At 69.2% G+C, this 26,960-nt stretch carries 21 protein-coding genes; 7 read left to right on the top strand and 14 right to left on the bottom strand.

What is annotated here, in order from left to right:
* Window positions 1–156 precede the first annotated feature (156 nt).
* A protein-coding gene (locus WA670_RS19425; RefSeq protein WP_442893108.1) for an IS3 family transposase occupies window positions 157–1,322 on the top strand; the annotation gives its coding sequence in 2 pieces (ribosomal slippage) (window positions 157–423 and window positions 426–1,322; 1,164 coding nt in all).
* Between the two features lie 348 nt (window positions 1,323–1,670).
* Here the strand turns inward: WA670_RS19425 and ligD are convergent.
* Genes ligD through WA670_RS19410 form a run of 3 tightly spaced genes read right to left on the bottom strand, consistent with a single transcriptional unit; the run spans window position 1,671 to window position 4,962 of the window.
* Window positions 1,671–2,711 carry a non-homologous end-joining DNA ligase gene (gene ligD / locus WA670_RS19420; protein ID WP_336158436.1) on the bottom strand — a complete coding sequence of 347 codons (1,041 nt, stop codon included), beginning with the start codon at window positions 2,709–2,711 and terminating at the stop codon, window positions 1,671–1,673.
* Complete coding sequence (locus tag WA670_RS19415; protein ID WP_336158435.1) at window positions 2,708–3,784, bottom strand: ATP-dependent DNA ligase; 1,077 nt, start codon at window positions 3,782–3,784, stop codon at window positions 2,708–2,710. Before WA670_RS19415 ends, ligD begins: the two co-directional genes overlap by 4 nt.
* A gap of 41 nt (window positions 3,785–3,825) precedes the next feature.
* Window positions 3,826–4,962: a DUF1015 family protein gene (locus WA670_RS19410; protein ID WP_336158434.1), complete on the bottom strand. Its 1,137-nt coding sequence runs from the start codon at window positions 4,960–4,962 to the stop codon at window positions 3,826–3,828.
* A gap of 87 nt (window positions 4,963–5,049) precedes the next feature.
* Here WA670_RS19410 and WA670_RS19405 point away from each other — a divergent pair, with 87 nt between their 5' ends.
* Window positions 5,050–6,576, top strand: a complete 1,527-nt coding sequence (locus WA670_RS19405) for an MDR family MFS transporter (RefSeq protein WP_336158433.1) — start codon at window positions 5,050–5,052, stop codon at window positions 6,574–6,576.
* Here the strand turns inward: WA670_RS19405 and WA670_RS19400 are convergent.
* Entirely contained in the window at window positions 6,573–7,457 is an 885-nt protein-coding gene (locus WA670_RS19400; RefSeq protein WP_336158432.1) for a TIGR03854 family LLM class F420-dependent oxidoreductase, read from the bottom strand. The genes WA670_RS19405 and WA670_RS19400 overlap by 4 nt on opposite strands.
* 62 nt (window positions 7,458–7,519) lie before the next feature.
* Entirely contained in the window at window positions 7,520–7,966 is a 447-nt protein-coding gene (locus tag WA670_RS19395) for a MarR family winged helix-turn-helix transcriptional regulator (protein ID WP_037814963.1), read from the bottom strand.
* A 104-nt stretch (window positions 7,967–8,070) separates the two neighbouring features.
* On the opposite strand from WA670_RS19395, the gene WA670_RS19390 reads away from it, so the two are divergent.
* Both WA670_RS19390 and WA670_RS19385 read left to right on the top strand, forming a co-directional pair.
* A complete protein-coding gene (locus WA670_RS19390; RefSeq protein ID WP_037814960.1) occupies window positions 8,071–8,466 on the top strand; it encodes a DUF5313 domain-containing protein in 396 nt (131 codons plus the stop codon).
* A 12-nt stretch (window positions 8,467–8,478) separates the two neighbouring features.
* Window positions 8,479–9,408, top strand: a complete 930-nt coding sequence (locus WA670_RS19385) for an RluA family pseudouridine synthase (protein WP_336158431.1) — start codon at window positions 8,479–8,481, stop codon at window positions 9,406–9,408.
* Here WA670_RS19385 and WA670_RS19380 read toward each other — a convergent pair.
* Both WA670_RS19380 and WA670_RS19375 read right to left on the bottom strand, forming a co-directional pair.
* Entirely contained in the window at window positions 9,401–10,174 is a 774-nt protein-coding gene (locus WA670_RS19380) for a class I SAM-dependent methyltransferase (RefSeq protein WP_336158430.1), read from the bottom strand. The two genes, WA670_RS19385 and WA670_RS19380, sit on opposite strands and share 8 nt — an antisense overlap.
* Before the next feature lie 88 nt (window positions 10,175–10,262).
* Window positions 10,263–10,868, bottom strand: a complete 606-nt coding sequence (locus WA670_RS19375) for a hypothetical protein (protein ID WP_043830185.1) — start codon at window positions 10,866–10,868, stop codon at window positions 10,263–10,265.
* Between the two features lie 137 nt (window positions 10,869–11,005).
* Here WA670_RS19375 and WA670_RS19370 point away from each other — a divergent pair, with 137 nt between their 5' ends.
* A complete protein-coding gene (locus WA670_RS19370; RefSeq protein WP_043830187.1) occupies window positions 11,006–11,584 on the top strand; it encodes an ArsR/SmtB family transcription factor in 579 nt (192 codons plus the stop codon).
* A gap of 41 nt (window positions 11,585–11,625) precedes the next feature.
* On the top strand, window positions 11,626–12,252 hold the full coding sequence (locus tag WA670_RS19365; protein WP_037814952.1) for an alpha-ketoglutarate-dependent dioxygenase AlkB: 627 nt from the start codon (window positions 11,626–11,628) through the stop codon (window positions 12,250–12,252).
* A 741-nt stretch (window positions 12,253–12,993) separates the two neighbouring features.
* Here WA670_RS19365 and WA670_RS19360 read toward each other — a convergent pair.
* On the bottom strand, window positions 12,994–14,271 hold the full coding sequence (locus WA670_RS19360; RefSeq protein ID WP_037814948.1) for a cytochrome P450: 1,278 nt from the start codon (window positions 14,269–14,271) through the stop codon (window positions 12,994–12,996).
* A gap of 252 nt (window positions 14,272–14,523) precedes the next feature.
* Here WA670_RS19360 and WA670_RS19355 point away from each other — a divergent pair, with 252 nt between their 5' ends.
* A complete protein-coding gene (locus tag WA670_RS19355) occupies window positions 14,524–17,619 on the top strand; it encodes an ATP-binding protein (protein WP_336158429.1) in 3,096 nt (1,031 codons plus the stop codon).
* 340 nt (window positions 17,620–17,959) lie between these two features.
* Here WA670_RS19355 and WA670_RS19350 read toward each other — a convergent pair whose 3' ends face one another.
* The 6 genes from WA670_RS19350 to WA670_RS19325 all read right to left on the bottom strand — a co-directional run bounded on the left by WA670_RS19350 (window position 17,960) and on the right by WA670_RS19325 (window position 26,712).
* Window positions 17,960–18,805, bottom strand: a complete 846-nt coding sequence (locus tag WA670_RS19350) for an ABC transporter permease (RefSeq protein ID WP_037814945.1) — start codon at window positions 18,803–18,805, stop codon at window positions 17,960–17,962.
* Complete coding sequence (locus WA670_RS19345; RefSeq protein ID WP_043835797.1) at window positions 18,802–19,785, bottom strand: daunorubicin resistance protein DrrA family ABC transporter ATP-binding protein; 984 nt, start codon at window positions 19,783–19,785, stop codon at window positions 18,802–18,804. The genes WA670_RS19350 and WA670_RS19345 overlap by 4 nt, the downstream gene beginning before the upstream one ends.
* A gap of 23 nt (window positions 19,786–19,808) precedes the next feature.
* Complete coding sequence (locus WA670_RS19340; RefSeq protein WP_037814941.1) at window positions 19,809–20,378, bottom strand: NADPH-dependent FMN reductase; 570 nt, start codon at window positions 20,376–20,378, stop codon at window positions 19,809–19,811.
* Window positions 20,379–21,515: 1,137 nt separating this feature from the next.
* Window positions 21,516–22,403 carry an ROK family protein gene (locus WA670_RS19335; RefSeq protein ID WP_336158428.1) on the bottom strand — a complete coding sequence of 296 codons (888 nt, stop codon included), beginning with the start codon at window positions 22,401–22,403 and terminating at the stop codon, window positions 21,516–21,518.
* A complete protein-coding gene (locus WA670_RS19330; RefSeq protein ID WP_336158427.1) occupies window positions 22,400–25,279 on the bottom strand; it encodes a glycosyl hydrolase 2 galactose-binding domain-containing protein in 2,880 nt (959 codons plus the stop codon). Before WA670_RS19330 ends, WA670_RS19335 begins: the two co-directional genes overlap by 4 nt.
* The gene (locus WA670_RS19325; protein ID WP_134663520.1) at window positions 25,276–26,712 is read right to left on the bottom strand and encodes an APC family permease; all 1,437 of its coding nucleotides are present in this window, start codon (window positions 26,710–26,712) and stop codon (window positions 25,276–25,278) included. Before WA670_RS19325 ends, WA670_RS19330 begins: the two co-directional genes overlap by 4 nt.
* Between the last annotated feature and the right edge of the window lie 248 nt (window positions 26,713–26,960).

Genomic DNA, 26,960 nt, shown 5'->3' with positions numbered 1-26,960 from the left:
CGTTTGATCTGCCGTTGGGGTGACGGCGGCTCGTCGCCTGGCGGCGACATCGTTTTGAGTGGTTGCGGTGGGGCACCCCGAAGCTTGATTGTGTGAGGTTTCCCCGTCGGGTCGGACACTCTGATCCTTGGCTTTGGCCTGGGGAAGGATGTTGTTGTGTCTGGTTCGTCGAGGTATCCGGAGGAGTTCCGGCGGGATGCGGTCGCGTTGGTGCGGTCGTCGTCTCGTCCGTTGGCGCAGGTGGCTCGTGAGCTGGGGGTGAATCACGAGACGCTGCGGACGTGGGTGCGGGCCGCCGACCGCGCCGATCAAGCCGCCGAGACCGGCGGCGACGCGGCGGAGCGGGAGCTGCGCCAGTTGCGCAAACGGGTCGCGGAGCTGGAGAAAGAGAAGGAGATCCTGCGCAAAGCGGCCGCCTATTTCGCGCAGGAGATGGATCGTTGACCCGCAGCTACCGGTTCATCTCCGACCACCGCGCCGCCTACGGCGTCGCCCGGCTGTGCCGTGTCCTCGAGATCCGCCGTCCCGGCTTCTACGAATGGCTCGCCGCCGCCCCGGCCCGCGAACAGCGGGCCGCGGCCGAGGACCGGCTGGCGGGCGAGATCGCCGGGATCCACGCCGCCCACCGCGGTGCCTACGGCAGCCCGAGAATCACCGCGGAACTGCGCCGCCGCGGCGAAGCGGTCAACCACAAGCGGGTCGAGCGGGTGATGCGCGAGCGCGGCATCACGGGGATCACCCGGCACCGGCCGCGGTCGCTGACCCGCCAGGACAAGACCGCGGCCGCGCCGGATCTGATCGGCCGCGACTTCACCGCCGACGCTCCCGGGCAGCGGCTGGTCGGCGACATCACCTACCTGCCCACCGACGAAGGCCGGCTCTACCTCGCGACCGTGCTCGACCTGCACACCCGCGAAATCGTCGGCCACGCCCTCGCCCCGCACATGCGCGCCGACCTCGTCCGCGACGCGATCACCCTCGCCGCGGACCGCGGCCTGGCCGGCACTGGTGCTGTGTTCCACTCCGACCGCGGCACCCAATACGCCTCAACCGAATTCCGCGACACCCTGACCGCGCACGGCATCCGGGCGTCGATGGGCAGGACCGGGTCCTGCTACGACAACGCCGCCGCCGAATCCTTCTTCGCCACCCTCAAAACCGAAATCGGCACCCGCACCTGGACCACCCGCGACCAAGCCAGACAAGCGGTCTTCGCCTACCTCGCCTACTACAACCACCACCGCCTGCACTCCACCCTCGACTACCGCACACCCCACGAAACCCGCCTGAACTACCATCACCACCACGCCCACGCGGCATAAAACCCGGTGTCCGATCCCCGGGGGAAACCTCAGTGCTGACGGTCTGAGGGTGCTTGTCAAGGCTGGAAAGATGCCTTGACAAGCACCCTCAGACCGCAGGAGAGCTTCGTATCGGGGTGCGGGGGTGGTGTGGGTGCACTTCGAGTTGAGTGCATCGGTGGCGGTTTCGTTGGGGGTGGGGCTAGCGCCCCAATGTGGCATTGGGTGCGTGGGACGCACCCAATGTGGCGTTCGGTGCATGCGACGCAACCAATGCCGCATTGGGGCGGCATCCCGAGCGGGCGCGAGACTGGCGGGGGCGGGCCGTGAAGGGCTCCTTGAGGGAATCCAAGTCCGTGAAGGAGCCCCTCACGGACTTTCCTGCTGACTCGCCTCGACACCTTCGGCGGCTGCCTTTTTCGCCCTGCTCGGTGCGACTCTGGGCGGTTCGTTCGGCATCTTCGGGTACACGGGCGGCCACGGCGCGTCCATGAGGCCGCTGGCCAGATCCTCCCGGGACATCTCCAGCAGCGCTTCGATCGACTGCGGCCGGTCGTTCGCACCAGCCCACGGATCTCCCCGTTCCGCGACCAGCGCGGGGACCGTCGACAGGGTCAAGGCGTCCGGTTCCACTGTCGCCAGTTCGTCCCAGGAAATCGGCGTGGAAACCTGTCCGCCGACCCTCGGGCGTACGCACCAAGCGCCGAAGACTGTTTTATGCGGGGCGTTCTGGTTGAAGTCCACGAAAACTCGCGAGCCGCGTTCTTCCTTCCACCATTGTGCGGTGATCAGGTCGGGATGCCGCCGTTCCAACGCCCTTGCCAGAGCCACCGCGGCGGCTCGCACTTCGTAGCCGTCCCAGCGCGGTTCCAGTATTGAATACAGGTGCAGGCCGCGCGAACCGGAGGTCTTCACGTAGACCTCGATTCCCAGTTCGGCAAGGAATTCTCGCACGAGAACCGCCGCCTCGCGCAGTTGCGGGAACCCGATTCCGGGCGACGGGTCCAGGTCGATGCGCAGTTCGTCCGCGATTTCCAGTGCTGCCGCGCGGTTTGGCCACACGTGGAAGCCCAGGCAACCCTGGTTGACCGCCCACAGGACGTGGGCCAGGTCTGCGGCCACGAGTGCGTCGCTGGTGGTTCCGTTGGGCGTGGAAACGACGGCGGTGGTCAGCCAAGACGGCGCGTTCTTGGGCGTGCGTTTTTGGAACCACGATTTTCCGCCCGCGCCGTCCGGATAGCGTTCCAGCAGCAGGGGGCGACCGCCGAGTCTAGCGAGCAAAGGGCCTGCGACAGCTTGGTAATAGCGGACGAGATCGAGTTTGGTTTCGCCTCGTTCCGGGAAATAGACCTTGTCGGGGCTGGAAATGGTCAGTTCGACGCCGTCCAGTTCCAGCGTCACCCCGCTCATCGGGCCTCCCCGAACAGATCCGCCAACTCGGCGGGCGGGGCTTCGTCCAGTTGCGCGTAGGTGCACGATTCCGGGGTCCGGTCCGGGCGGAAGCGCACCAATCGCCCGCCGTGGCGGAAGCGGCCGCCTTGGAGGTGTTCATAGCGGACTTCGGCGACCTGTTCCGGGCGCAGCGGTTCCCACGACAGGTCCTTGTCCGGAGCCCACCGGCTGTTGGCGCCCGGCCGGCGCACCTCGTCGGCCTGCCATTCCGCCCAGGTGCGCCACGGATGCCCGTCGAGCGCGTCCTCCCGCCACGGGGCCAGCTCCTCGACCAGCTCCCGGCGCCGCGCCGCGGTGAAGCTGCTCGCGACGCCGACGTGGTGCAGCGAACCCTCCTCGTCGTACAGCCCGAGCAGCAGCGATCCGACGCCCTTGCCGTCCTTGTGCCACCGGAAACCCGCGACGACACAGTCCGCGGTGCGCTCGTGCTTCACCTTCAGCATGACGCGTTTGTCCTGCTCATACGGCAGATCGGCGGGCTTCGCCATGACCCCGTCGAAGCCCGCGCCCTCGAACCGGGTGAACCAGTCCTGCGCGGTGTCCGGATCCGTCGTGAGCGGCGTCAGGTGCACCCGCTGCAAGCCGGTCGAGGGCGCGAAAATGCCCTCCAGCTCGCGGCGCCGCTCGGCGAACGGTTCCTCGGTCAGGTCCCGGTCGCCGAGCGCGAGCAGGTCGAACGCGACGAAGCTGGCCGGGGTCTCCTCCGCGAGCTTCCGGACGCGGCTGGCCGCCGGATGCAGCCGCAGCTGCAACGCCCCGAAGTCCAGTCCGCGCGGCGTGACCAGCACGATTTCGCCGTCGACGACGCATTTCTCCGGCAACGCGTCGCGCAGCAGCTCGACCAGCTCCGGGAAGTACCGGGTGAGCGGCCGGTCGTTGCGCGAACCCAGTTCGACCTCGTCGCCGTCGCGGAACACGACGCACCGGAAGCCGTCCCACTTCGGCTCGTACCAGAACCCGCCGTCGCGCGGCACCTCGTGCACAGCTTTGGCGAGCATCGGCCGCACCGGCGGCATCAGCGGTAACTCCACCTGCGCGATCCTAAGCGGAACAGACGCTGACCTGCACCTTTTTACCAGCGCGCCAGCACAAGCCCGCCCCGCGGCTTGGGCGTGAAGTACGTGGCCTTCCGCGGCATCCGCCGTCCCGCCGCGTGCACCGCCTGCACCGTCTCGAACGGCACAGGAGCCAGTTGCACCACCGCGTCCGCGCTCGGCGGGACCGGGCTGCCCGGCAGCAGCGGACGCACGTGCGGGCCGTCCGGGTCGAGGCCGAGCGCCGAGCCGAGGAGTGTCTGTTCCACGACCTCGTGGTCGATCACCAGCGGATCCGCCACAGGCAGCCGCACTCGCAGCACGCGCGATCCGGCCAGCACCACGGCCGTGCCGGGGCAAGACGGCGGGGTCGCGTCATCCGACCAAGCCACGTCCAGCCCGGCTTTCTGCCAAGCCGCCAACAGGCTCTCCGCGGAGTGCCCAGTGCCGAGGAGCACGCGGTTGATCGCCCGGATCTCCAACTGCGAACCCGCCGTGACCAACGCCAGCAGCTGACCGCTCCCCGCCGCGGCCGCGACGCGGTGATTCCCGTCCGCCACCAGCAGATCGCTCGCCGACGCGGCCTCCAGCAGCCGTTCCTGCATCTCCCCCGGCCGCACCACCCACAGCTCGTGCGCCAGTCCTGCCCGGTCCACAGTGGACACATCAGGATCCGCCGAGCTCGCCGCTTCCTTGACCGCCGCGGTCAGCTCCGCGGCGTCGCCGACCGGCACGAGCAGGGCGGCGCTCGTCGCACACCCGAGGCCGTCCAGCACAGCCGCGCGCTCGGCGACCACCTCCGGATAGACCTCCTCGGTGTGCTTCACGTGCGCCTGGCCCGAGGTCAGCTCCCGGACGTCGACCACGCACAGCACGCCCGCGATCGTCTCGCCGATCCGGTAGGCCGCGACGAACCCGGTCTCCGGCCGGTAATGCCTGGTCAGCAGCCGTTCGAGCGTCGCCCGCGCCTCCGGCAGCGCCGCTTCGACGTCCAGCCCGGCCGCCAGCGCCGCGGGCGTCCGCGCCGGATGCTGCGCGGCCAGCAGCGTGTCCCCTTCCGCCGCCGCGAGCGCCCTCGTCACCGCCTCCGGTTCGGCGAACTCGTCGACATCCGGTCCCGGCACCGCGCCCTGAACGACCCAGCCCCGGCCGATCGGCCGCACCCATCTGTCCATCCCTCCATGATGACGGCCAGGCGAACACCCGGGCACCGATCGATCGGCTGGGGAATGCTTGCCGGGGCGAAGGAGTTTATTCCCGGCATGGGTAGCACGAGCAGTCCGCCCGCGGCGAAACGCGCCGCCGTGGGCCTTCGATCCGAGCGGGGACCCGTCCTCGCCGCCGTCATGCTGAGCACCGGCCTCGTGGCCCTCGACAGCACCATCATCGCCACCGCGGTCCCCTCCGTGGTCCGCGACCTCGGCGGGTTTTCCCAGTTCCCGTGGCTGTTCTCGATCTACCTGCTGACCCAGGCGGTCACTGTGCCGCTGTACGGCAAGTTCGCCGACGTCCTCGGCCGCCGCCCGGTGATGTTCTTCGGCATCGCCGCGTTCCTGCTCGGCTCGGTACTGTGCGGGGTCGCGTGGAGCATGCCAGTGCTGATCGCGGCGCGCGCGGTGCAGGGCATCGGCGCGGGCGCGGTCCAGCCGATCAGCATGACGATGGTCGGCGATCTGTACACGGTCGAGGAGCGCGCCCGGGTGCAGGGCTACCTCGCCGGGGTGTGGGCGGTCGCGTCGGTGATCGGGCCGACGCTGGGCGGCGTGTTCGCCGAATACCTCAGCTGGCGGTGGATCTTCTTCGTCAACCTGCCGCTCGGCGCGCTCGCCGCGTGGATGCTCTACCGCAAGTTCACCGAGCAGGTGAACCGCACGCGGCACAAGGTCGATTACGCCGGCGCGATCCTGCTGACGCTCGGCTGCGCGCTGCTGATCCTGGCCCTGCTGGAGGGCGGGGTCGCGTGGAGCTGGACGTCGGCGCCGAGCCTGGCGATCTTCGCCGTCGCCGTCCTGATGCTGGTCACGTTCGTGCTGGTCGAGCGGCGTGCGGAGGAACCCGTGCTGCCGCTGTGGGTGTTCACCCGCCGCACGCTGATCGGCGGGAACCTGGTCGCGCTCGTCACCGGCGCGGTGCTGCTCGGCTTCAGCTCGTTCCTGCCCACCTACTCCGAGGGCGTGCTCGGCACGGACGCGCTCACCGCGGGCTTCGCGCTGGCCGCGCTCACGATCGGCTGGCCGATCGCGGCGTCACTGTCCGGGAAGATCTACCTGCGGATCGGATTCCGCGACACCGCGTTGATCGGCACCGGATTCCTGCTCGTGGGGACCGTCATCGCGACGTTCCTCGGCCTGGACTCGGTGGTCTGGACGGCCGCGGCGGCCGTGTTCGTGGTGGGGATCGGGCTCGGGCTTTCCTCCAGCCCGACGGTCGTGGCCGTGCAGTCCACCGTCGGCTGGGAGCGTCGCGGCGTCGTGACCGCGACCAACATGTTCAGCCGTTCGCTGGGCAGCGCGGTCGGCACGGCCATCTTCGGCGCGATCGCCAACGCGACCCTCGCGGGCCGGTTCGCGAACCCGCCCGCGGAGGTCGCCGGACACCTGCCACAGAGCGTCGACGCCACCAGCCGCATCCTCAGCGGCACGCACGACACCTCACCGGCGACGGCGTACGTGCGCGAATCGCTCGCCGGGGCCACGCACAACGTGTTCCTCGCGATCGTCGCCGTCTCGGTGGTGAGTGTCGTCGCGCTGCTGCTCATGCCCCGCAAGACCGAGCAGCTGACGTTCTAGTTCTGCAGCGGCACGAGTTCGCGCACGAAATCGTCGAGGAACTGCCGGTAGTCACCGGAGTATCCCGGCCGGACCACGAATTTCGTGAGTCCGGCCTCGACGTGCTGCTCGATCATCCGGCGTGCCTCGGCCCAGCTGGTGGGCACGAGATCGGTCGCGGGACGGCCCGGATTGCGCTGCTGCGCCACGGCGCGCAGCCGTTCCGGGATCCCGTGCAGCGCAAGGACCATGCTCAGCCCGAAGTGGTCCGATTCGATCTCCCGGTCGGCTTCGGCGGCCGCTTCCTGAATCGCCAGCCGCGCCACCCGGGACTGCTCGGGCGTGTGGAAACTGCCGAGCCATCCGTCGGACAACCGGCCCGCGCGACGTAACGCGGCAGGCGCGGCCCCGCCGACCCAGACGTCGAGCCGCTTCGCCGGACGCGGCCCGATCGTCACGCCGTCGACCTGGAAAAACTCGCCGTCGAAGGACACGTTGTCCTGTTCGAGGAGCAGGCGCAGCAGCGCGAGCGACTCGTCGAAAACCGCCGCGCGCCGGCCCTCCGGCACCGGGAACAGGGCTCGTTCCGCAGGCTGCGCGGGCAGCAGGCCGAACACCGGAAGCACCCGTTTCGGAGCCAGTCCGGCCAGCGTGACCAGCTGTTTCGCGACCAGGACCGGATTCCGTCCGGGCAGGATCGCCACGCCCGTGCCCAGTTTGAGCCGCTCGGTGCGGGCGAGCGCATGCGTCATGCCGATCAACGGGTCGACATCCGGTGAATAGACCACCTCCGACAGCCACAGCGAGTCGACGCCCGCCGCCTCCGTCAGCTCGGCCAAACCGGTGAATTCCGCCGGCCCGGTCCCGAGTCCCGGAGCCACCCCCACCCGGATCTTGTCCACGCTCGCTCCGCTCTGTCGGCACGTTCCCCTCGACAGAACCGGATCCCGGCGCGAGTTCTTCCTTATCCGGCGGTCGCTTCGATGACCCGGCCCAGCGCGGCGTGCAGCGCCTCCAGTTCGGAGACCTCCATGCCGAGCCGCTCCACGACGCGATACGGGATTTTCTCCGCCTCGGCGCGCAGCTCCCGGCCCTTCCCGGTGAGCTCGACGGTCAACTGGCGCTCGTCGGCCCGGCTGCGGCCGCGGGTCACGTATCCGATCGCCTCCAGCCGTTTGAGCAGCGGAGACAGCGTCGCGGGCTCGTGCCGCAAGGCCGTGCTGAGGTCCTTCACCGACCGCGGCGACTGCTCCCACAGCGCCAGCATCACCAGGTACTGCGGATGAGTCAGCCCGTGCGGCTCCAGCAGCGGCCGGTAAATCGCGATCACGCTGCGCGAAGCGACCGACAGCGCGAAGCACACCTGCCGGTCGAGCTTCAGCGGGTCCTCGCCAAGGTCGATCTCGGCCACTCGTCCTCCTCGTGCTCGGGCCCACTCTAGCGCGGGCTGCACCACACTATTAGTTAGTGTACTAATCATTAGGGTACTGTTGCCGCAGACCCCGAGGAGGAACGATGACCGACCGGCCCGGCGTTCTCCGCTGGTTCGCCTACGCCGTGAGCGGGCGGCTTCCCGAGCGCTACCGCGACTGGCTGCTGCACGACGCGACGTCCAAGCACTGGAAGGCCCGGCACGTCCTGCGCGCGACGGTCGGCATCGCGCCGCTGTGCCTGGTCTGGCTGCTGCTGCCGGCCCCGCTCGGGCTGCGGCTGGCGATCGTGCTGATGGCCGCGCTGGTGTCGTACTTCTACTCGTGCGCGTACATGGAAGAAAGCATCGACCACCGGTTGTCCCGCAACGGTTTCCCGCCCGGAACCGGCAAGCGCGTCCGCCGCGAGAAAGCCGCCGAGGCCAACGCCGAGGCGACCGCCCGCTACATCGCGGCCTACCGGCAGAACTCCGCCGACTAGACTCGGGAGCCGATGAGACGCAAGCGCCCGGCCCCGATCCCGCCCCGGCACGGCCTAGACCCGGCACGGCTGCGGCTGCCCGAAGAGGGTCCGTGGACGACCCTGCTGGAGCACCTGGTCGAACGCCTGCCCCGCGTCGCCCCCGCGCGGATCGAGGAAATGCTGCACGAGCAGCGGATCCACGGCGAGGACGGTCCGCTGGGGATCGACGCGGCGTATGTCCCCGGTTCGTTCATCTGGTTCCACCGCGACCTGCCGGACGAGGTCCCGGTGCCGTTCGACGTCACCGTCCTGCACCGTGACGACCATCTGCTCGTGGTCGACAAACCGCACTTCCTGGCGACCATCCCGCGCGGGCGGCACGTGCTGGAAACCGCGTTGGTGCGCCTTCGCCGTTCGCTGGACCTGCCCGCCCTCTCCCCCGCCCATCGGCTCGACCGCGTGACGGCGGGGCTGGTGATGTTCGTGATCACGCCGTCCGCGCGCGGGGCGTACCAGACGATGTTCCGCGATCGGCTGGTGCACAAGGAATACGAGGCGATCGCGCCTTACGACCCGTCGCTCGAGCTGCCCCGGACGGTGCACAGCAGGATCGTGAAGGAACGCGGCGTGCTGGCCGCGCAGGAGGTTCCCGGGCCGCCGAACGCGGAGTCCACAGTGGAGCTTCTCGAACACCGGGACGGGCTGGGCCGGTATCGCCTCACGCCCGCTACCGGACGCACGCACCAGCTGCGGGTCCACATGTGTTCTTTGGGGATTCCGATCCTTGGCGACGATTTCTATCCGGAGCTGCACGAGAAACCGCTCGACGACTTCACGAAACCGTTGCAGCTGCTGGCGAAAGTGCTGGAGTTCGACGATCCGCTCACCGGTGAGCACCGCCGGTTCACCAGCCACCGGACGCTCACGGCGTGGGATTCGCTCGAAGAATGGTCTAGTTGACGGCTACCGCGAGGAAATGCGCGCTGGCGTTGATCAAGAGCGGATCCTGTTCGACCAGCCGGGCGCAGCGGAGGGCCGCGTCCACGCGCGCGTCGAATTCCTCGACCCCGGCCACGTCCAGCGCGGGCCACGCCGGGCCTTCCACTCCGTACACGGAAATCCCGTTCACGCCAGCGGTTTCCAGCTCGTCGCGGAGCTCGTCGGCGGTGTGGAAATGCGCGGGCACGAAGCCGACGTGACCGTCGTAGCTGCCCGTATCGAGCACGGCTCTTACCGCCGGGATCATCTGTTCGGTGAGCTGACCGTTGGTTCCGGTCTCCATGGCCGAGAGATAGCGGCTGATCGCAGCGGCGCACAAAATGCCGTCCGGACGAAGGACGCGGCGGGCTTCGGCAAGCGCCTGCTGGCGGTCACCGGATTCGGTCAAGTGATAGAGCGGCCCCATTAACAGCACGACGTCCGCACTGTTGTCCGGCCATGCCAAAGCTCGCGCATCGCCGACTTCCGCCGTGACGCCTTCGATTTCGGCTGCCGCTGCGACGTGCGTGGCCACCGGATCGACTACGTGCACCGAATATCCGTCCGCGGCCAGCCATCGCGCGTGCACCCCGGTCGCCCCGCCGACGTCGAGGACTCGCTGCGCGGTCGCCGGGATCGCTCTGCGCACGAGTTCTTGGGTGCGCCGGAATTCCAGCCTGCCGTGCGGCGATCTGACGAGCCGCGTGTCCTCGGAGGTCTCGGTGTCGTAGTGCTCAACCAAAGTCATGCGCGCAACAGTGACCGAGTTCCCCTGCCGAGGCAACGGAATTCCCGCCGGACGGGTGCCAGGCGGCGGCTGGCACCCGCGCGGGCGATCACCTGGTCCAGAACTTGATTCCGCTCCACTGCACGGTAATCGGCCCCGCCCCGCTCGCCGTCCGGTACGACCCGAACTTGTCGTAATAACTACCCGATGGGCTGTCGTCGGTCTGCTTCAGCGAGCCGTTGATGTATACCTTGTGGGAGCTGCCCACTTGATTGATCGTGTTCACCCGCACCGAGGTTCCGACGGTCGCGCCGGTCGCCACCGTCTGGCCGTTCTCGACGGTGTAGAGGCGGCCGCCCTTCTCCACCGCCAGCAGGAAGTACGGCCCGGCGTTCGAACCGTCGCGGAACGTCTGCTTCAGGCTGATCCGCGAACCGCCCATGCTGGTGATCTTGAAGGAGCCCTCGAACTGGTGCGTGCCGCCGGTGTAGGTCTCGTAGCGGCGCTCGGCGCGCTGTTCGCCGCTGCCGTCGGAGCAGGTCAGCTTGAAGGTGAGCCCGCTGATCTGGCCGCAGCCCTTCTGCTGTTCCTTGTACCCCGGCGACCAGGATTTCCAGGTGCCGCCGCCGACCTGGGCGTCCGCGACCGGGGCGAGAATCGCGAGCCCGCACACCGCCGCCGCCAGTGCTCCGCCGATCCGGGTTCTCGTGCGCACGTGCCAACCTCCGTGGAACTCAGGGCGGCGGTAGCGGTACAGGTCCAGACCACTGGCTGATCACTGTAGGTCCCCGGCCGGTCGCGGACAAGAGCGCATCCCTTGACGACTTTGTTTGTCACTGCTTGGCTCAGGGGATGCAGGACGTCGAAGTGATCGAGGACCCCGCCGTCGCGGCGGCCGCGCTGGACCCGGTGCGCGCCCGCCTGCTGGCCGCGCTGACCGAACCGGCGTCCGCCGCGGCGCTGGCCGCCCGAGTGGGCCTGACCAGGCAAAAGGTCAACTACCACCTGCGCGCGCTCGAATCGCACGGCCTGGTCGAACCGGCCGGAACCCGGCAGTGGGGCGGCCTCACCGAACGCCTTTTCGCCGCCACCGCCAGCGCTTACCTGGTCTCCCCCGCGGCCCTCGGCGCCGCCGGTTCCGCCCACGTGAAGGCGGACCGCCTATCGGTGAGCTACCTGCTCGCCGTCGCCGGCCGAACCCTGCGTGAAGTCGCCGGCTTGGCCCGCCGCGCGGCTCGCGCAGGCAAACCGCTCTCGACGCTGACCCTGGACACGGAAATCGCCTTCGCGTCCGCCCGAGACCGGTCGGCCTTCACCGACGAGCTGACCACCCTCGTGACCGACCTCGTGTCCCGCTACCACAACGAATCCGCCCCCGACGCCCGCCTGCACCGCCTCGTCGTCACCGCGCACCCCAAACCCGCCGAGTAGTTCGCCCGAACAGGTGTTCGATTGTCGTGTAGCTTGGAGGCATGAGTCAGGCATTTCAGGGCTCGCTGTTCGGTGCCAGCGGGCCGGCCACGCTGGGTTCGCTGTCCGGCGTGCAACGCACCGAACTGGGTCAAGGCGCGTGGATCGACGTGCTGCCCGGGTGGCTCGACGGCTCGGACGAGCTGTACGAACACCTGGCGGCCGAGGTCCCGTGGTACGCGGAGCGCAGGCAGATGTACGACCGCGTGGTCGCCGTGCCGCGGTTGCTGTGCTTCTACCGGGAGCACGCGCCCTTGCCGCACCCAGTCCTCACCGAGGCCCGGGAAGCATTGACTGCCCACTACGCAGCTGAACTGGGCGAACCATTCCGCACGGCCGGACTCTGCTACTACCGCGACGGCCAAGACAGCGTCGCCTGGCACGGCGACGACCTGGGCCGCGGCCGCACCGAAGACACCATGGTGGCCATCCTGTCCGTCGGCGCCGCCCGACACCTGGCCCTCCGCCCACGAGGCGGCGGCGACTCAGTGCGGTACCCATTGGGCCACGGAGACTTGATCGTGATGGGCGGGTCCTGCCAGCGGACGTGGGAACACGCGATCCCGAAGACATCCCGCGCGGTGGGACCGAGGATCAGCATCCAATTCCGGCCGAGAGGGGTGCGATGAGAGCCCGACGATGACGGTGCCGCGAGAGAGCGGCGGGTGACGGGACTGGGCTCGGTTCGACCACGCCACCTCGCCGGTCACGGGTGCGCTGCCGGTTCGACGCACCACCTCACCCGCGACGAGTGCGCTGCCGGTTCGGCTAGGCCGCTTCGTGCGTTGACGAGCGCATCGCGGACTCGGCCGCGCCGCGCGGCACACTGCCGGTCGAGCCAGACCGCCTCGAGCATCCACCAGCAGGCCGATCCAAGCGCGCGGCCGTGCACACCGCTGGCGTGTCGTTGGTCCAGTCAGACCGCCTCGGCGTTCATCCGCGCACTGTGGATTCGACCGCGCCGCTGCGCACCGCGAGCACGCTGCCGCTGAGACCAAGCCGCGCGGGCTACCTACGAGCGCGCCGTCGATTCGACGCCAACACGCGCGCCACTGGCGCGCACCGGTTCGGCCGCCTCGCGCACGGCCAGCGCACCACCGATTCAACCGCGCGGCCGCGCACACCACCCCGAACACCGCCGGTTCAGTGAAGCCGCCGCGCACTCTCGCACGCGGAGCGTGCGCCCTCAGCGCCGTGCCGCCGGGCATGCCACGCGTCCGCGAGCGGCGTAGCCATGCCCAAGCCGCCCACCGGGCAAGTCCGCCACCTCCGGCAGCACACGACCAACCCCGCGACCCCAGCCGCACGAGACCCGACGGCCCGCACGAGGCGACCAACCCGAGCCACCCCGGCCGTCCAACAATCCGAAGTCAGTCCACCAGCACCGGCAGCGAATCGAGCCCGTACACGATCGACACCTTCCGGAACTCCAGCTCCTCCGGCTGCACCGCCAGCCGCAGGTTCGGGAACCGCCGGACCAGTGCCGGGTACGCCGCCCGCAGTTCCATCCTGCCCAGCTCCGCGCCGATGCACCGGTGGATTCCGTACCCGAACGCCAGGTGCGAGGACGGTTCGCGGGTCGGGTCGAAGCGGTCCATGTCGCCCTTGCCGAGCACCGGGTCGCGGTCCGCGACCGACAGCGACACCAGCACGATGTCGCCCTCGCTGATGTGCACGCCCGCGATGTCCATGTCCTGCTTCGCGAACCGCGGGAACGCCATCTGCACCACCGTCAGGTAGCGCAGCAGCTCCTCGACGAACCGGTGCACCGAATCGTCGTCGCCCCGGACCGCCTCGAACGCCGCCGGGTCGCGCAGCACCACCAGCGCGCCCAGTGCCAGCATGCTCGCCGTGGTCTCGAGGCCGCCGGTGAGAATGCCGTCCGCGAGACCGGCGAGCTCGCGGTCGTCGATCTCGTCGCCGTGCTCCTTGATCAGCATGCCGAGCAGGCCGTCGCCGGGCTGTTCGCGCTGCTTGCGCACGATCTCCAGCAGGTATCCCAGCGACTCCGAGATCGCCCCCAGCGACGCGCCCGCGCCGCTGAACAGGTCGAACCGCGCGGTGCTCAGCCGCTGGAAGTCGGCGCGGTCCTCATAGGACACGCCGAGCAGCTCGCAGATCGTGAGCGACGGGATCGGCAGCGCGAACTGCTCCCACAGGTCCACCGGCCCGTCCGCGGCGGCCATCGCGTCCAGCTGGTCCGCGACGATCTCGTCGATCCGCGGCGTCAGCCGGGAGAGCCGGCGCATCGTGAACTCGGGCGTCAGCAGCTTCCGCAGGCGCGTGTGGACCGGCGGGTCGGCGAATCCGAGGCCGCCCGGGTTCTGGTCCTCGGTGACGCCCGCGTTGCCGACGAGGTTCGTGAAATCGTTGCTGAACTCGGTGCCCTTCCCGAGGACGGCCTTGGCCTCCTCGTAGCCGGTCACGAGCCAGGCGTTCATCCCGAACGGCAGGTCCAGCTTGCTGATCGGCGCCTCGCCGCGCAGCCGGCCGAGGTCCGGAACCGGGTCGAGGCCCTGGCGGCGCAACGGCTCCAGCGCCGAATCCGGCAGCAGCGCCATCTTTTCGAGATCGAAGCCGCGCTTCTGCTGGCGGGCGATGTACCGGCGGCCGGCCCAAGCGAGGATGCGCGAACGAATACTCCCCATGGCGGCGACAGTACCGCAACCACCCCTTCCGCCGGTCCCGGGCGGAGACGCCCGTCACCCTGTGACCAGCGCGAGTCCACTGTGGACTCCCGTCACCCGGCCAGGTGACGGGTCCCGGGAATTGTCAGACCCCCCGGACAGAATGGCCCGCATCGGCAGCGACCTGCGTGACCAGCCGGTCGCAGCCGGTGAAAGCACGCGACGACGAGGCGAGTCCCGTGAGAGGCTCGGAGAGAAAGGGAGGAACCGGACATGACTGCGGCGCTGATCGGGCGGGCCCACCCCGCCGCGACCTTGCGTGCGCAGCTCTCGCGCGCCACCGCCAGCCACGGCGGCCTCACCCTGGTCACCGGCGAGGCCGGGATCGGCAAGACCACGCTGGTCAGCGCACTGGCCGACGACGCGCGCGAGGCAGGCGCGCTCGTCCTCGGCGGCACGTGCTGGGAGTCCGGGGCCGCGCCGGGCTACTGGCCATGGGTCCAGGTCATGCGCTCATTGCGCCGGGAGGCCGCGCCGCACGAATGGGCCGTCGCCAGCTCGCCGACGCTGTCCGCACTGCTCGGCGAAACCCCCGAACAACCGGCCGACGACGGGTTCCAGCTGCCCGACGCGGTCACCCGCGCGCTGGTCACGGTGGCCCAAGACCGACCGGTGGTCGTCATCCTCGACGATTTGCACTGGGCTGACCCGGCGTCGCTGCGGCTGCTCGAATTCGCGGCCCGGCACACGTGGTTCGAACGGCTGCTGCTCATCGGCACGTACCGCGATGTCGAGGTGGACGCGCCCAGCCATCCGCTGCACGAGCTGATGCTGCCGCTGGTCGCGAAAGCAACCACGATCACGCTCACCGGCCTGGACGAAACCGGGGTCGCCGAGCTGATGAGCCGCACCGCGGGCGTGGAGCCGGGCGCCGAGCTGGCCACCGAAGTGCAGCGCCGCACCGGCGGCAACCCGTTCTTCGTCGAGCAGACGGCGCGGTTGTGGCGCAGCGGGAGCACAGTGTCCGCGGTCGCGCCCGGAGTCGCGGACGCACTACAGCGGCGGCTGTCCCTGCTCCCCCGCCCAGTCACCGAACTGCTCACCAACGCCGCGGTGCTCGGTCGCGAATTCTCGCTCCACCTGCTCGCCGCCACCGCCGCTGCGCCCGCCGCACAGGTCGACCACCTGCTCACCCGCGCCGTAGCCGCTCGGCTCGTGATCGCACTCGGCGAAGGCCGCTTCTCCTTCGCGCACGACCTCGTACGGGAGTCGAGATACGCCGAACTGACGCCCGCCGAAGCACAACGCCGCCACGCAGCGGTCGTGCGCGCCGGTGAACACACCCCGGCCCTGGTCGGCGTCGCCGAACGCGCCCGGCACGCCTACCTCGCCCATACCGACCTCGACCCGAAGCAAGCAGTCCGGCTATTGCTCGCCGCGGCCAAGGACGCAGGGGCCCGGATGGCCTTCGAGGAATCCATCGCGCACCTGCGCCGAGCCCGCGAACGAGCGGCAGACAAACGCAGCCAAGCCGTCGTCGCGCTGGAATTGGCCACCGCGCTGTGGCGCTTCGAGGTGAAAGACGAAGCCTGGCTGCTCTGCGAGGAAGCCGTCGCCCTGGCTCGCCAAGAAGACAACGCGAACCTCCTTGCCCGCGCCGCCCTCACTCTGTCGAAATTCAGCACCGGCGGCGTCCGGCACGAGTTCACCGTTCAAGTTCTCCGCGAAGCACACGAAAAACTGTGCGGCGGCAACGCGGCCGAACCCCTCTCGCTGGACCGCATCCGGCTGGAACTCACCGCCCGCGCCACGATCCTCGCCCGCGACGACGAGGACGACGACGCGCTGGCATTCACCTTATGGGCCAGACACGACGCGATCTGGGGCCTGGGCAGCGGTGCCGAACGCGAACGGCTCACCGACGAGCTCGCCGCCATCGCGCGACGCACCGGCGACCGGGAGAACGAGTTCTTCGCGGCCTCGCTCAAGTGGGTCGCGATGCTGGAACAGGGAGATCCGCGGTACCTGGACCAATTCCACCTGTTCCAAGGGATCGCCGACGAAGGCGTGCGAGCCGCGAAACTGGCGGAAGCGATCGACCGCAGCATCATCTGCACCTTCCGCGGCCGCTTCGCCGAAGCGGACGAAGCACTCAAGGAAGCACTGGCCGCCCCGGAAATCTTCGGCAGCAACGACTACGGCTACATGCCCGACCAATTGCGCTGGAGCGCGCTGCTAGTGCAAGGCCGCTTCGCCGAAGCCGCCGAACTGCCCGCCAAAATGGCCGACACCGGTTTCCCGCACCCAGCCCTGCTGCGCACCCTCACCGCGGCCCTCGCCGGCGACGCCGCCACCACCCGGCACGAACTGTCCGAAGCACTCGCAGACGGCCCGTACGCCCGCGTCTTCACCCCGCTGTGGCTGCGCTGCCAAGCCCAAGCCGCCGTCGTGCTGAAAGACCGCGAAGCAGCCGAACGCTTGCTACGCGAGCTTTCCCCACACGCCGGAGAATGGCTGGTCTCCCTGTACGGCTGCGAACTGAGCGGCCCGGTAGACCTGTGGACCGGCCTGCTGCACAAAACCCTGGGCGACCACGAAACAGCCGCCGCCCATTTCACCTCCGCCGCCCGCTCCGCAGACCGGCTGCGCGCCCGTCCGTGGGCCGTCGAAGCGCGCAACCACCTGGCAAGCACGCTGCTGGACCTAGATGACAGAGACCGCGCCACCGCCCTGGCCGAGGCCGTCTCCGCGGAAGCCGCCGAACTGGGCCTGCACCACATCACCGCCCACCCCCGCCCCACGACGCCGCCACCACCCGTTGCCCCGAACGAATTCCACCGAACCGACTCAGTCTGGACCCTTCGCTTCGCCGACCGCGAAGTACGCATGCCAGACGCGAAAGGCCTGCGAGACTTGAACTTCCTGTTGAGCAGACCGGGCACCGAAATCCCCGCCGCACAACTGCTCTCCCCCGACGGCGGCCAAGAAGCCGAAGCCACCCGCTTCTTCAGCGGCGACCCGATCCTGGACGACACCGCGAAAGCCGCCTACCGCCGCCGCCTGGAGCACCTGGACGAAGCCATCGACGCCGCCACCCTCCGCGGCGACGACGCGAAAGCCGCCACGTTGGACACCGAACGCGCCGCCCTGCTGGACGAACTCCGAACGTCGACCGGCCTGTCCGGCCGAACCCGCCGCCTCGGCGACGAAACGGAACGCGCGCGCAAAGCCGTGACCGCCCGCATCCGCGACACCCTCCGCAAACTGACCGACCTCCACCCGGAACTGGCCGACCACCTCCGCCACACCATCACGACCGGCTCGTCCTGCAGCTACCAACCGGAGACGCCTATGACCTGGCGCTTGTAACCGCCGCTGCGTCCTGCCGCGACCAGGCCGGGCACCGGGGAAGGGAAAGAAGGGGAAAGTGCCCCGGCGCGGTGAGCAGACCGAGCAAAGCCATGACTGCTTGGCAGTCACCAGATTCGGTGTTGTCGCTGAGGAAATGCGAAGCAGCGGGACTGGCATCAGCTGCATCGCGGCCTCACTCACGTGTCGGCCACGCTGCGCATCGACACGCTTTCCCGGTTCCAGCACTGGATTCCGGCCGTCCGCCGGTTCTCCTACGTCCTCTCCCCCGCCGTTTGAAGCCCTGACCTGTCCGGGAGACCGTCCGGTCCGCGACCGCACGGCCTCCCGCGAAGCAAGGTCACTTTCGGTTGTACAGCCGCATTGTCAGCGTCCCGAACACCGCGGTCAGCGCGACCGACGCGATCAACGTCCACGTGATGGCGCCGCCGTCCCAGGTGCCGGACATCATCGAGCGCACTGCCGTCACCAGGTGGCTGATCGGGTTGGCCGAGACGCCGGCTTGGAGCCAGCCGGGCATGGTGGACGGGTCGACGTAGATGTTGCTGAGGAACGTCAGCGGCATGATCACCATCATGCTGACGCCCATCACCGATTTCTCGGACCTCAGCAGCAGCCCGAACATCGTCCACACCCACGACAGCCCGAACGAGAACACGAGCAGCAGCAGGACTCCCGCGGCGACGCCGCCGACGCCGCCGTCCGGGCGGAAGCCCAGGATCAGGCCTACGACCATGATCACTACGGACGCGATCAGGTACCGCAGCACGTCGCCGAGGAGGTAGCCGACCATCGGGGCCGGCCGCCAGATCGGGAGGGTGCGGAAGCGGTCGAACACGCCCTTCGCGATGTCGGTGTTCACCGCGACGCCGGTGTACATCGTGATCATCACGACGCTCGACGCGAGGATGCCCGGCAGGAAGAACTGCAGGTACTGCGTCGGCGAACCGGCCAGTGCGCCGCCGAACAGGTAGGTGAACATCAGCGTCATCATGATCGGGAACGCGGTGACGTCGAACAGCTGCTCCGGCACGTGCTTGATCTTCAGCACCGCCCGCCAGCCGAAGGAGAACGACGCGGACAGCGCGCTCGGCCGCGGCGGGCGTTCGGTGGCGAGCAGGACCGCGGCCAGCTCGTCCGGTTTCGGGGCCGCGAGGTCGAGATCGGGTTCCTTGACGGTGGTCACGCCGCCTCCTCGGTGGCTGTGCGGGCGGTGAGAGCCAGGAAAACCTCGTCGAGGCTGGGCTGGCCGAGCGAGAACGTGTCGACGGTGACGCCGGCCTTCGCGAGTTCCGCGAGAGCCCGCGACGCGCGGTCGGCGGCGGCTTCGTGCGCGTCCGACGACAGCCGCGCCGTGATCGCGACCGGGTCGGGATCCAGTTGCACGGTGGCAGACAGCGCGCGTTCCAGCACTTCGGCGGCGGTCGCGCGCTGGTCGGCGTCCCGCAGTCGCAAGTGGACGGCGCCGACTCCGACCGAGGCTTTCAGCTCGCCCTTGGTGCCCTCGGCGATGACGCGGCCGTGGTCGATGACCGCGATCCGAGACGCCAGCTGGTCGGCCTCGTCGAGGTACTGCGTGGTGAGCAGGACTGTGGTGCCCTGCGCGACGATCGCGCGGACGATGTCCCACACCTGGTTGCGGCTGCGCGGGTCGAGGCCGGTGGTCGGCTCGTCGAGGAACAGCAGGTCCGGGGTGTTGAGGATGCTCGCCGCGATGTCGAGACGGCGGCGCATCCCGCCGGAGTAGTTCTTCACCTGCCGGCGCGCGGCGTCGGTGAGCCCGAACGCCGCGAGCAGCTGAGCCGCCCGATCGCGCGCGGCGGCGGTGCGATGTCCCAGCAATTTGCCGAGCAGCACCAGATTCTCTTGCCCGGTCAGGTCTTCGTCGACCGAGGCGTACTGGCCGGTGAGGCTGACCCGGCTGCGCACGGCGTCCGCCTCGCGCACCACGTCGTGGCCGAACACCCGCGCTTCGCCACCGTCCGGACGGGACAGCGTGGCGAGCATCCGGACAGTGGTGGTTTTGCCCGCGCCGTTGGGTCCGAGGACGCCGTACACGGTTCCGGCGGGCACCACGAGGTCGACCCCGTCGACCGCCCGGGTCTCGCCGAACACTTTGACGAGCCCGGAAGTCTCGATCGCCGGTTCCCCGGCAGCGTTGCTCATGTTTTTTCCTTCCCCTCAGTTCTTCATCCGCGATACGGCCGCGCGCGCCGGCCGTCGCGCAGCGCGAGGCCCCACCAGAGCAGTTCGTCCAGCAAAGCAGAGGCCGCGTGGCCTGCGGATTCGCCGTGCGGACCCGCGCCGGGGTCACCGCATTCGTGCTCGAGCAGGTCGAGACACACCGAATCCCGCACCGTCGCCGTGTGCAGTTCGGTGAAGACATCCCGAAGATGCTCCACCGCGTAGCGGCCGCCCGCGCGGTAGCCGTAGGAGACGAAGCCGACCGGTTTGGCCCGCCATTCCTCGTACGCGCAGTCGATCGCCTGCTTCAGCGACGCCGGGAAGCTGCGGTTGTACTCGGGCGTGACCACCACAAACGCCTCGGCCGCCGCGATCCGCTTCGCGAACCCGGCCATGCCGGCCGTCGGCTCGGCAGGCAACCGGGCCGGGATCGCGAACGTCGCGAGGTCGAGCACGTCGAGCACCACCCCGCCGTGCCCGGCGGCCCGCTCGACGAACCATCGGCCGATCTCGCCGCCGACCCGGCCCTCCCGGGTGCTGGCGACGAGCACGGCTACCCGCAGCTCCTCGTCCACACTTCTTGGGCGCCAGATCGGTGCGCGGCGCTGCCAGGTTGGATCTAGCGGGCGTTTTGGCTGGTCAGGGGCCCGGCGAGAGGGGCGAAGTGCGTGGCGGGAGGGCGGGGGAAGGAGCGCGAGATGCGGTCTGGCGGGGGTCGGTGGCCGGGCTGCGCGGCCTACGGGGCGCGGGGGCTCGCTGAGTGTGAACGGATGCTGGCCGAGCCTCGGATGAGAAGGAACGGGCGGCGGCGACGGAGGTGCGAGACGCGATCTGGCACGGCTAGCGGCTGGGCAGGTTCGGCGAATTGGAGCGCGTGGCAACGCTGCGGGGTGGGGGCAGGCTCCTGGCCGCGGCGGGCCGCGGTTCTCGTCAGCCACAACCACCCACGGAACTCGCCGCGGGAACGTGAGCGCGGGGCATCGCCGTTCGAGGCTGGCCAGAAGGGTGGCGGAAACGCGGGACCACTGCGCCTGGCGAACGCCGCAGGCAAGCGCGGCTGAGGAATTCGGCTAGCAAACACCTCCTAGCCCGCCGCAGCTGGCAAACACCGCAGACAGAGGCGGCTAGCCAACGCCACCCAGCCCAGCGCGACCAGCAAACAACCAGCCCGCTACAGCTGGCGAACGCAGCTGCCAAGTGCCGCAGGCAAACACAGCCAGCCTGCACGGCAAACGGATTCGAGCCCGCCGCAGCAGGTGAACCACAGCTGGCAAACCCAGCCAGCCCAGGGCGACTAACAAACAGCCGCCTGCCCGCCACAGCTGGCGAACAATGCCGCCAAACGCCGTAGGCAAACGCAGCCAGCCCAGCACGGGCGAGCGAACGGCTCCGAGCCCACTGCCTTGGCGGCCGCGGCTGGTGAGCACAGCTGGCAAATCCAGCCAGCTCAACGCGCCTAACGAACAGCCGTCAGCCGCCGCAGTGAGCGAACGCAGTTGCCGAACAGCGCAGGCAAAAGCGGCTAGCCACTCCAACCAGGCCCAACGCGTCTAACAAACAGCCGCTAGCCCGCCACAGCTGGCAAACAACGCTGCCAAACCCAGCCAGCCCAGCGCGGCTAACAAACAACCCACCACAACCGGCGAACAAGCCAACCGATTGGTACCCGTGACCGGCGAAGCGTCAGCCCAACCCCGCCGGTCACGGAAGTCTCACTCTCGCAGCGCCAAAGCCACCGCGCCCAGCAGTGAAGCGTCCTGGTCGAACCGCGCAGGCACCAGTTCCGGCGGGAACGGCACCGCAGCCGTCAGGCGTTCTCGTAGGGCGGGTAGCAGCACATCAGCCGACCGGACCAACCCGCCGCCCACTGCGATCCGGGCGGGGTCGAAGGCGATTGCCAGGTTGGCCACGTGCATGGAGAGCTCGTCCAGCGCCGAAGCGACCAGTTCCTTGGCCTCCGTGTTCTCCCGCGCCAAGGCGAACAGCTCCCCCGCCGTGACCGGGCGGCCGAGCAGCGCGGTTGCCCGCGTGCCCAGCCACCGGCCTCCGACGGCTTCTTCCAGCGGCGCCGCTCCGCTGGCGAATCCGTCGGCGTCTTGGGGGGTGCGCAGGTTGTACCCGATCTCCCCGGCCGCCCCGTTCGCGCCGGTCAGCAGGTGGCCTCCGACGAGGACCGCGGCGGCGATTCCGGTGCCCAGGGAAAGGAAGACCGCGGGGTCGGCTCCCCGCAGCGTGCCCCAGGTCCATTCCGCCAGTGCCGCGGCTTTGGCGTCGGTGCCGACCGCGATCGGAACGTCGGGGAACGCTGCCGACACCAGTTCAGCCAGGTGGAGTTCTTCCCAGCCGGGCACATTAGGGGCCAGCAGGATCCGGTCCGGCAGCACGATTCCGGGACTGACCACGCCGATCGCGGTCAGCGGGGCGCCGGCGACCAGCTCGGCGGCGGCGGCCAAAGCTCGCGTGACCACCTGTTCGGCGCCTGCTTCGGCGTCGGTGTCCAGGCGGCGCGTGGCCAGCAGGGCGCCGGTCCGGTCGGACAGACCCAGCGCCACTTTCGTGCCGCCGAAGTCGATGCCCAGGATCAGGTCTTCCGATGTCACTCGCGGGTCCCCTCGATGACCGGCGGGACAGCCTCCTGGCCGTCCCGGTGCGGACCGGCGGGCACCACGACCCTGCCGGTGTTGAACCCGTCGACGCTGACGGTCGGGGCCGCGCCGTGGAGGTCGGCGGCCCGGTAGCGGACGGTCAGCGTCTGCGACTGGCCCGGCCACAACGTGATGTCGTTGTCGTCCCAGGTCGCGGCCGGCAGCTGCGACCCGTCCGCGGAGCGGCGCAAGTCCGCGCGCAGGAAGAAGCTGACCGCGGAGGTCTTCGACGTGTTGGCGATGGTGACCGTGGTCGCGGTGTCCGTGTCGTCCGGGCCCCGCGAAGGGCGGGTCGAGGCGGTCACCTTGACCTGCGACTTCGGCAGATCGCGCAGCGCGGTGAGGTCGCTGTACTGGCTCATCGTCGCCTGCGGGTTCTGCAGCGTCTTCGCCCAGTCGACCACGTCCTTCTGCGTCGACATCCAGTAGACGTTCCGGTCCACGACCTTCCCGCCCTGGCGCACCTGCAGTTCCACGAAGTACACCTGCGCCTTCGCGGGAGCCTTCGTCTCCGCCGGGACGTTCGGCTTCAGCAACCCGGTCGCGACGCCCTGGCTGTCCAGCGAAACCGCCGGAGCGGTCTGGTCGTCCAGGACCTTGCCCGCGGTGTCATACACCTTGGCCTGCACCGAAATCCCGTCCTGCCGCGCGGCGCCCAGGTTGGACAGCGCGACCGTGCCGGTGTCATAGGTGTAGAGCGCGTGCAACGGCTTGTTCGCCTTCTGCGCACCGAAATACGCGCCCGGCTGGTCGCCGTCGTTGTTGTACAGGGACCACAGCAGGGTCGGCCAGCCCTTGTTCAGCTGCCAGTACACCACGCCGGTCGACGGGTTCTTCTTGTCGTTGGCGTGCGCGAGGAACGCCTCGAACTGGGAACGGGTGTTCTCGTAGTTCGCGATCTGCGCGGATTCCACATAGGACTCCAGCGAATCCCATTTCCCGTACCGGTGGGCGATCGACTCGTCCAGGGTGTACAGCGTGCCGAACTTGTAGCCGCCGTGCCCGGACTCGTAATTCGCGTGGTACTGGTTGTACGCCGGGTCCTGCCACAGCTTCGCCTGCTCCTCCGGAGAGAGGAACCGCCGCAGCGAATCCAGCGTCGGCACGGTGTGCCCGGCGCTCTGCTCGCTCGCGAAACCCCAGGCGCCGCCCGCGTTCGTGCGGCTCGGGTCGGTCTTGTCGAAGGTCGACGAGTCGTACCAATAGGTCGGCGGGACCCAGTCGTACGGGCCTTCCTTCTCCCCCGACGGGCCGAGCGTCTTGGTGCTCTTGTACTCCGCCGACGCGATCACCGGCACGTCCCAGTCGGCCGCCTTGAACGCGCTCAGCGTCTCGGTTTCCTGCCGCGGGATCGGCTCGTTGTCGCTCCATCCGTAGGTGATCACGCTGGGGTGGCTGCGTTCGGCCTGTGCGATCGAATACGCGGAATCGTGCATGATCCGGTAGTCGCGGTCGGTCAGTTTCTCCGGATGTTCCGGCTGCCAGGCGTCGCAGCAGAGGAATCCGCCGAGCACCAGCAGTCCGGCGCGGTCGGCCTGCTCGTAGAAGTCCGCGGGCATGTCGTGGCCCTCGAGCCGGACGCCGGACAGGCCCATGTTCTTGATCAGCGCGAGCTGGTGCGCGATGTCGGCCTTGTCGTAGCGCAGGAACAGGTCCGGCGCGAAACCGCCGCCGCGGAACACGAAGTCGCGGCCGTTGACCGCGAATTTCCGCGCGCCGTCCGGCAGTGCCGGGGACTTGCCGATCAGCTTTGACGTGACCGTCCGGATCCCGAACGTCTCCGACGACGCGGTCGACACCACGCCGCCCTGCGAAACTGTCGTACCCAAGGTGTACAACGGCTGTGCACCCATCGAGTACGGCCACCACACTTGCGGCTTCACGATCTTCAACTGCGGGAATTTCGCCGGCGTGAACGTCACGGTTTGCTTGGCGTGCGCGGGAATCGTGACGTTCTGCCGCACCACGATCGGCCGCCCGTGCCCCGGCGGCGTGACGATCGCGGCGACCTCGCCGGTCTGCGGCGTGTCCGCGTTGTTGGTCACGTCGACCTTCGCGGTCAGCGAAGACGCCGACAGATCCGCCGCGTTGTCCTGCACGACGTGCGCGTTGTCGCCGCTCAGCGCGTCCGACAGCTGCAGCGTCGGCGGGAACTGCAAGCCGGTGTTGTTGTCCGGCACGATCTGCGCCCAGTCGGCCTGGTCGAGCGTGTACATCGAATTCGGGTCGTTCGGGTACATCTTGACCGCGAGCGTGTTCCTGCCCGGCCGCAGGAGTTTCGTGACGTCGAAGGTGTGGCCCGCGTACGCGCCGCTCACCACGTCCTTGCCCGCGACGAGCGTGCCGTTCAGCCACACGTCGCCCTCGCCGACGACGCCGGGGATGGTCAGCTTCGCGTTCTTGCCCGGCCGGAAACCCGGGTTGAAATCGGTGCGGAACCACCACGGGTCCTTGAACTGCTTCGCGGTGACCGGTCCGCGCTTCGCCTGGTAGCCGAAGCATTTACGCATGTTGTCCGAGTAGAACACGTTGGGGCATTTGCCGTTCTGCACCAGCGCGTTGATCTCGGTGCCCGGCGCGCCCGCGTCGTCCGGCTTCACCTTCAGCCAGCCGTGCGTCGGGTAGCCGGGCTTCGACACCGCCGTGCCGCCGTCCTTGACCTGCGCGGTGGTCAGCACCTGCCAGCCGCCGAGGCCGATCGTCGACTGCCCCTGCGGACGGGACGCTACCGCCGTTTCCGGCTGCTGCGCGGAAGCGGTACTCGACACGGCGGTCACCACGCCGGGGACGAGGACGAGCGCGGTGATCCCGGCGATCAGCGGCTTCCTCACGACTCCACCCCCGCGGCCGGTTGGGACGCGAACGCCTCGCGGATTTCCTTGGGGCCGAACGGCCACACCTTTTCCTTCGAGGCGTAGATCAGGAAGGCGAGGACGCCGAGGACGATCCAGGCGACCGAAAGCCAGATCGAAAGCCAACTGGCCGACACGTAGACGTAAACCCACCCGACGAGCGCGATGATCGTCGGCACTGGATACAGCACCTGCCGGTAAGGCCGCTTGAGGTGCGGCTGGCGGCGGCGCAGCACGACGATCGCCGCGACCTGCGCCAGAGACTGGATGATCACCAGCACCGTAACCGCCGCGTTGATCACGTCCGTCAAAGTGAACAGCGACCCGATCGCGGTGATCACGCCCATCGCGAGCACGCCCGCGGTCGGGAGGTTCAGCTTCGGATGCAGTTTGCCGAACACCGGCAGGAACACCTTGTCGCGCGCGGCTTCGAACGGCACCCGCGACCCGCCGAGCAGACCGGCGAACACCGAACCGACCGCAGCGATCACGATGAAGACGGTGACGATCTTCGCGGTCACCGAACCCCATGCCTGCTCCAGCACCGACGACGCCACCGACGTCGCGTTCTTGATCGACTCCAGCGGCTGCGAGCCGAGAACGCCCACCTGCAGCAGGAAGTAGAGCGTCATGATGCCGAGGATGGAGAAGATGATCGACCGCGGGAGCGTGCGGCCCGGGTTGCGGACCTCGCCGCCGAGGTAGGCGCTCGTGTTGTAGCCGAGGTAGTCGTAGACGGCGATGACGAGGCCCGCGCCGAGACCGGACCAGAACGCGCCGCCCGAGCCGAAGGCGCCCGGGGTGAAGTCGAACGCCTGGTGCGCGTCGAAGTGCGAGAAGGCCGCGATGATCACCGCGAAGACGGCGAACAGCATGATCAGGAACAGCGCGGTGGTGAGCTTGCTGATCTGGCCGATCCGGCGGAACAGCGCGAGCACGATCAGCACGACGAGGCCGATGCCGATGACCTTGCCCAGCGGGGTGACGCCGCCCGCGTCGGTCACGCCCGGCACCAGGTAGCCCAGGTACTGGACCAGCCCGATGATGCCGGTGGACATGATGAGCGGGATGAACAGCACCGCGCTCCAGGCGAAGAGGAACGGCATCAGCCGCCCGGTGCGGTACTGGAACGCTTCGCGCAGGTAGATGTAGGTGCCGCCGGCCCCGGGCAGCGCGGCGCCCAGTTCGGCCCACACCAGCCCGTCGGCGAGCGCGATGATCGCGCCGATGATCCAGCCGAACATCGCCTGCGGGCCGCCCATGGTCGCGACCATCGCGGGGATCGTGACGAACGGGCCGATCCCGCACATCTGCGTCATGTTGATCGCGGTCGCCTGCAGCGGCCCGATCCGGCGTTCGAGACCGTTCCCCGGAAGGGTCGCGGAGTCCCCCGGGCGGGTGGGTGAGCTCACGTCGTGCCTCCATCCAATAGTTAGTAAAGCTTCTTAACATAGAATGAACGGGGTGCGGAAGGGCTGCGTCCGGAAAGTTGCCGAAACCGGTGCGGGAGTGGGAGAAGGGGACGGTGGGGCGCGGGTCCCGCAGGCACGGCCCCTCGCGACGCGGGCGGGCGCTCCGGCGGGATGGCGCCGCTGACCGGGAGCCGTGCCGAGCGAGCGGAAAACCGGCTGACGGGCGGACCGCGCGACTGCCAGACTGC

Source organism: Amycolatopsis sp. VC5-11 (assembly GCF_037034185.1).
Classification (GTDB): domain Bacteria; phylum Actinomycetota; class Actinomycetes; order Mycobacteriales; family Pseudonocardiaceae; genus Amycolatopsis; species Amycolatopsis nivea.
This window is presented reverse-complemented; position numbering and strand designations above follow the sequence as displayed.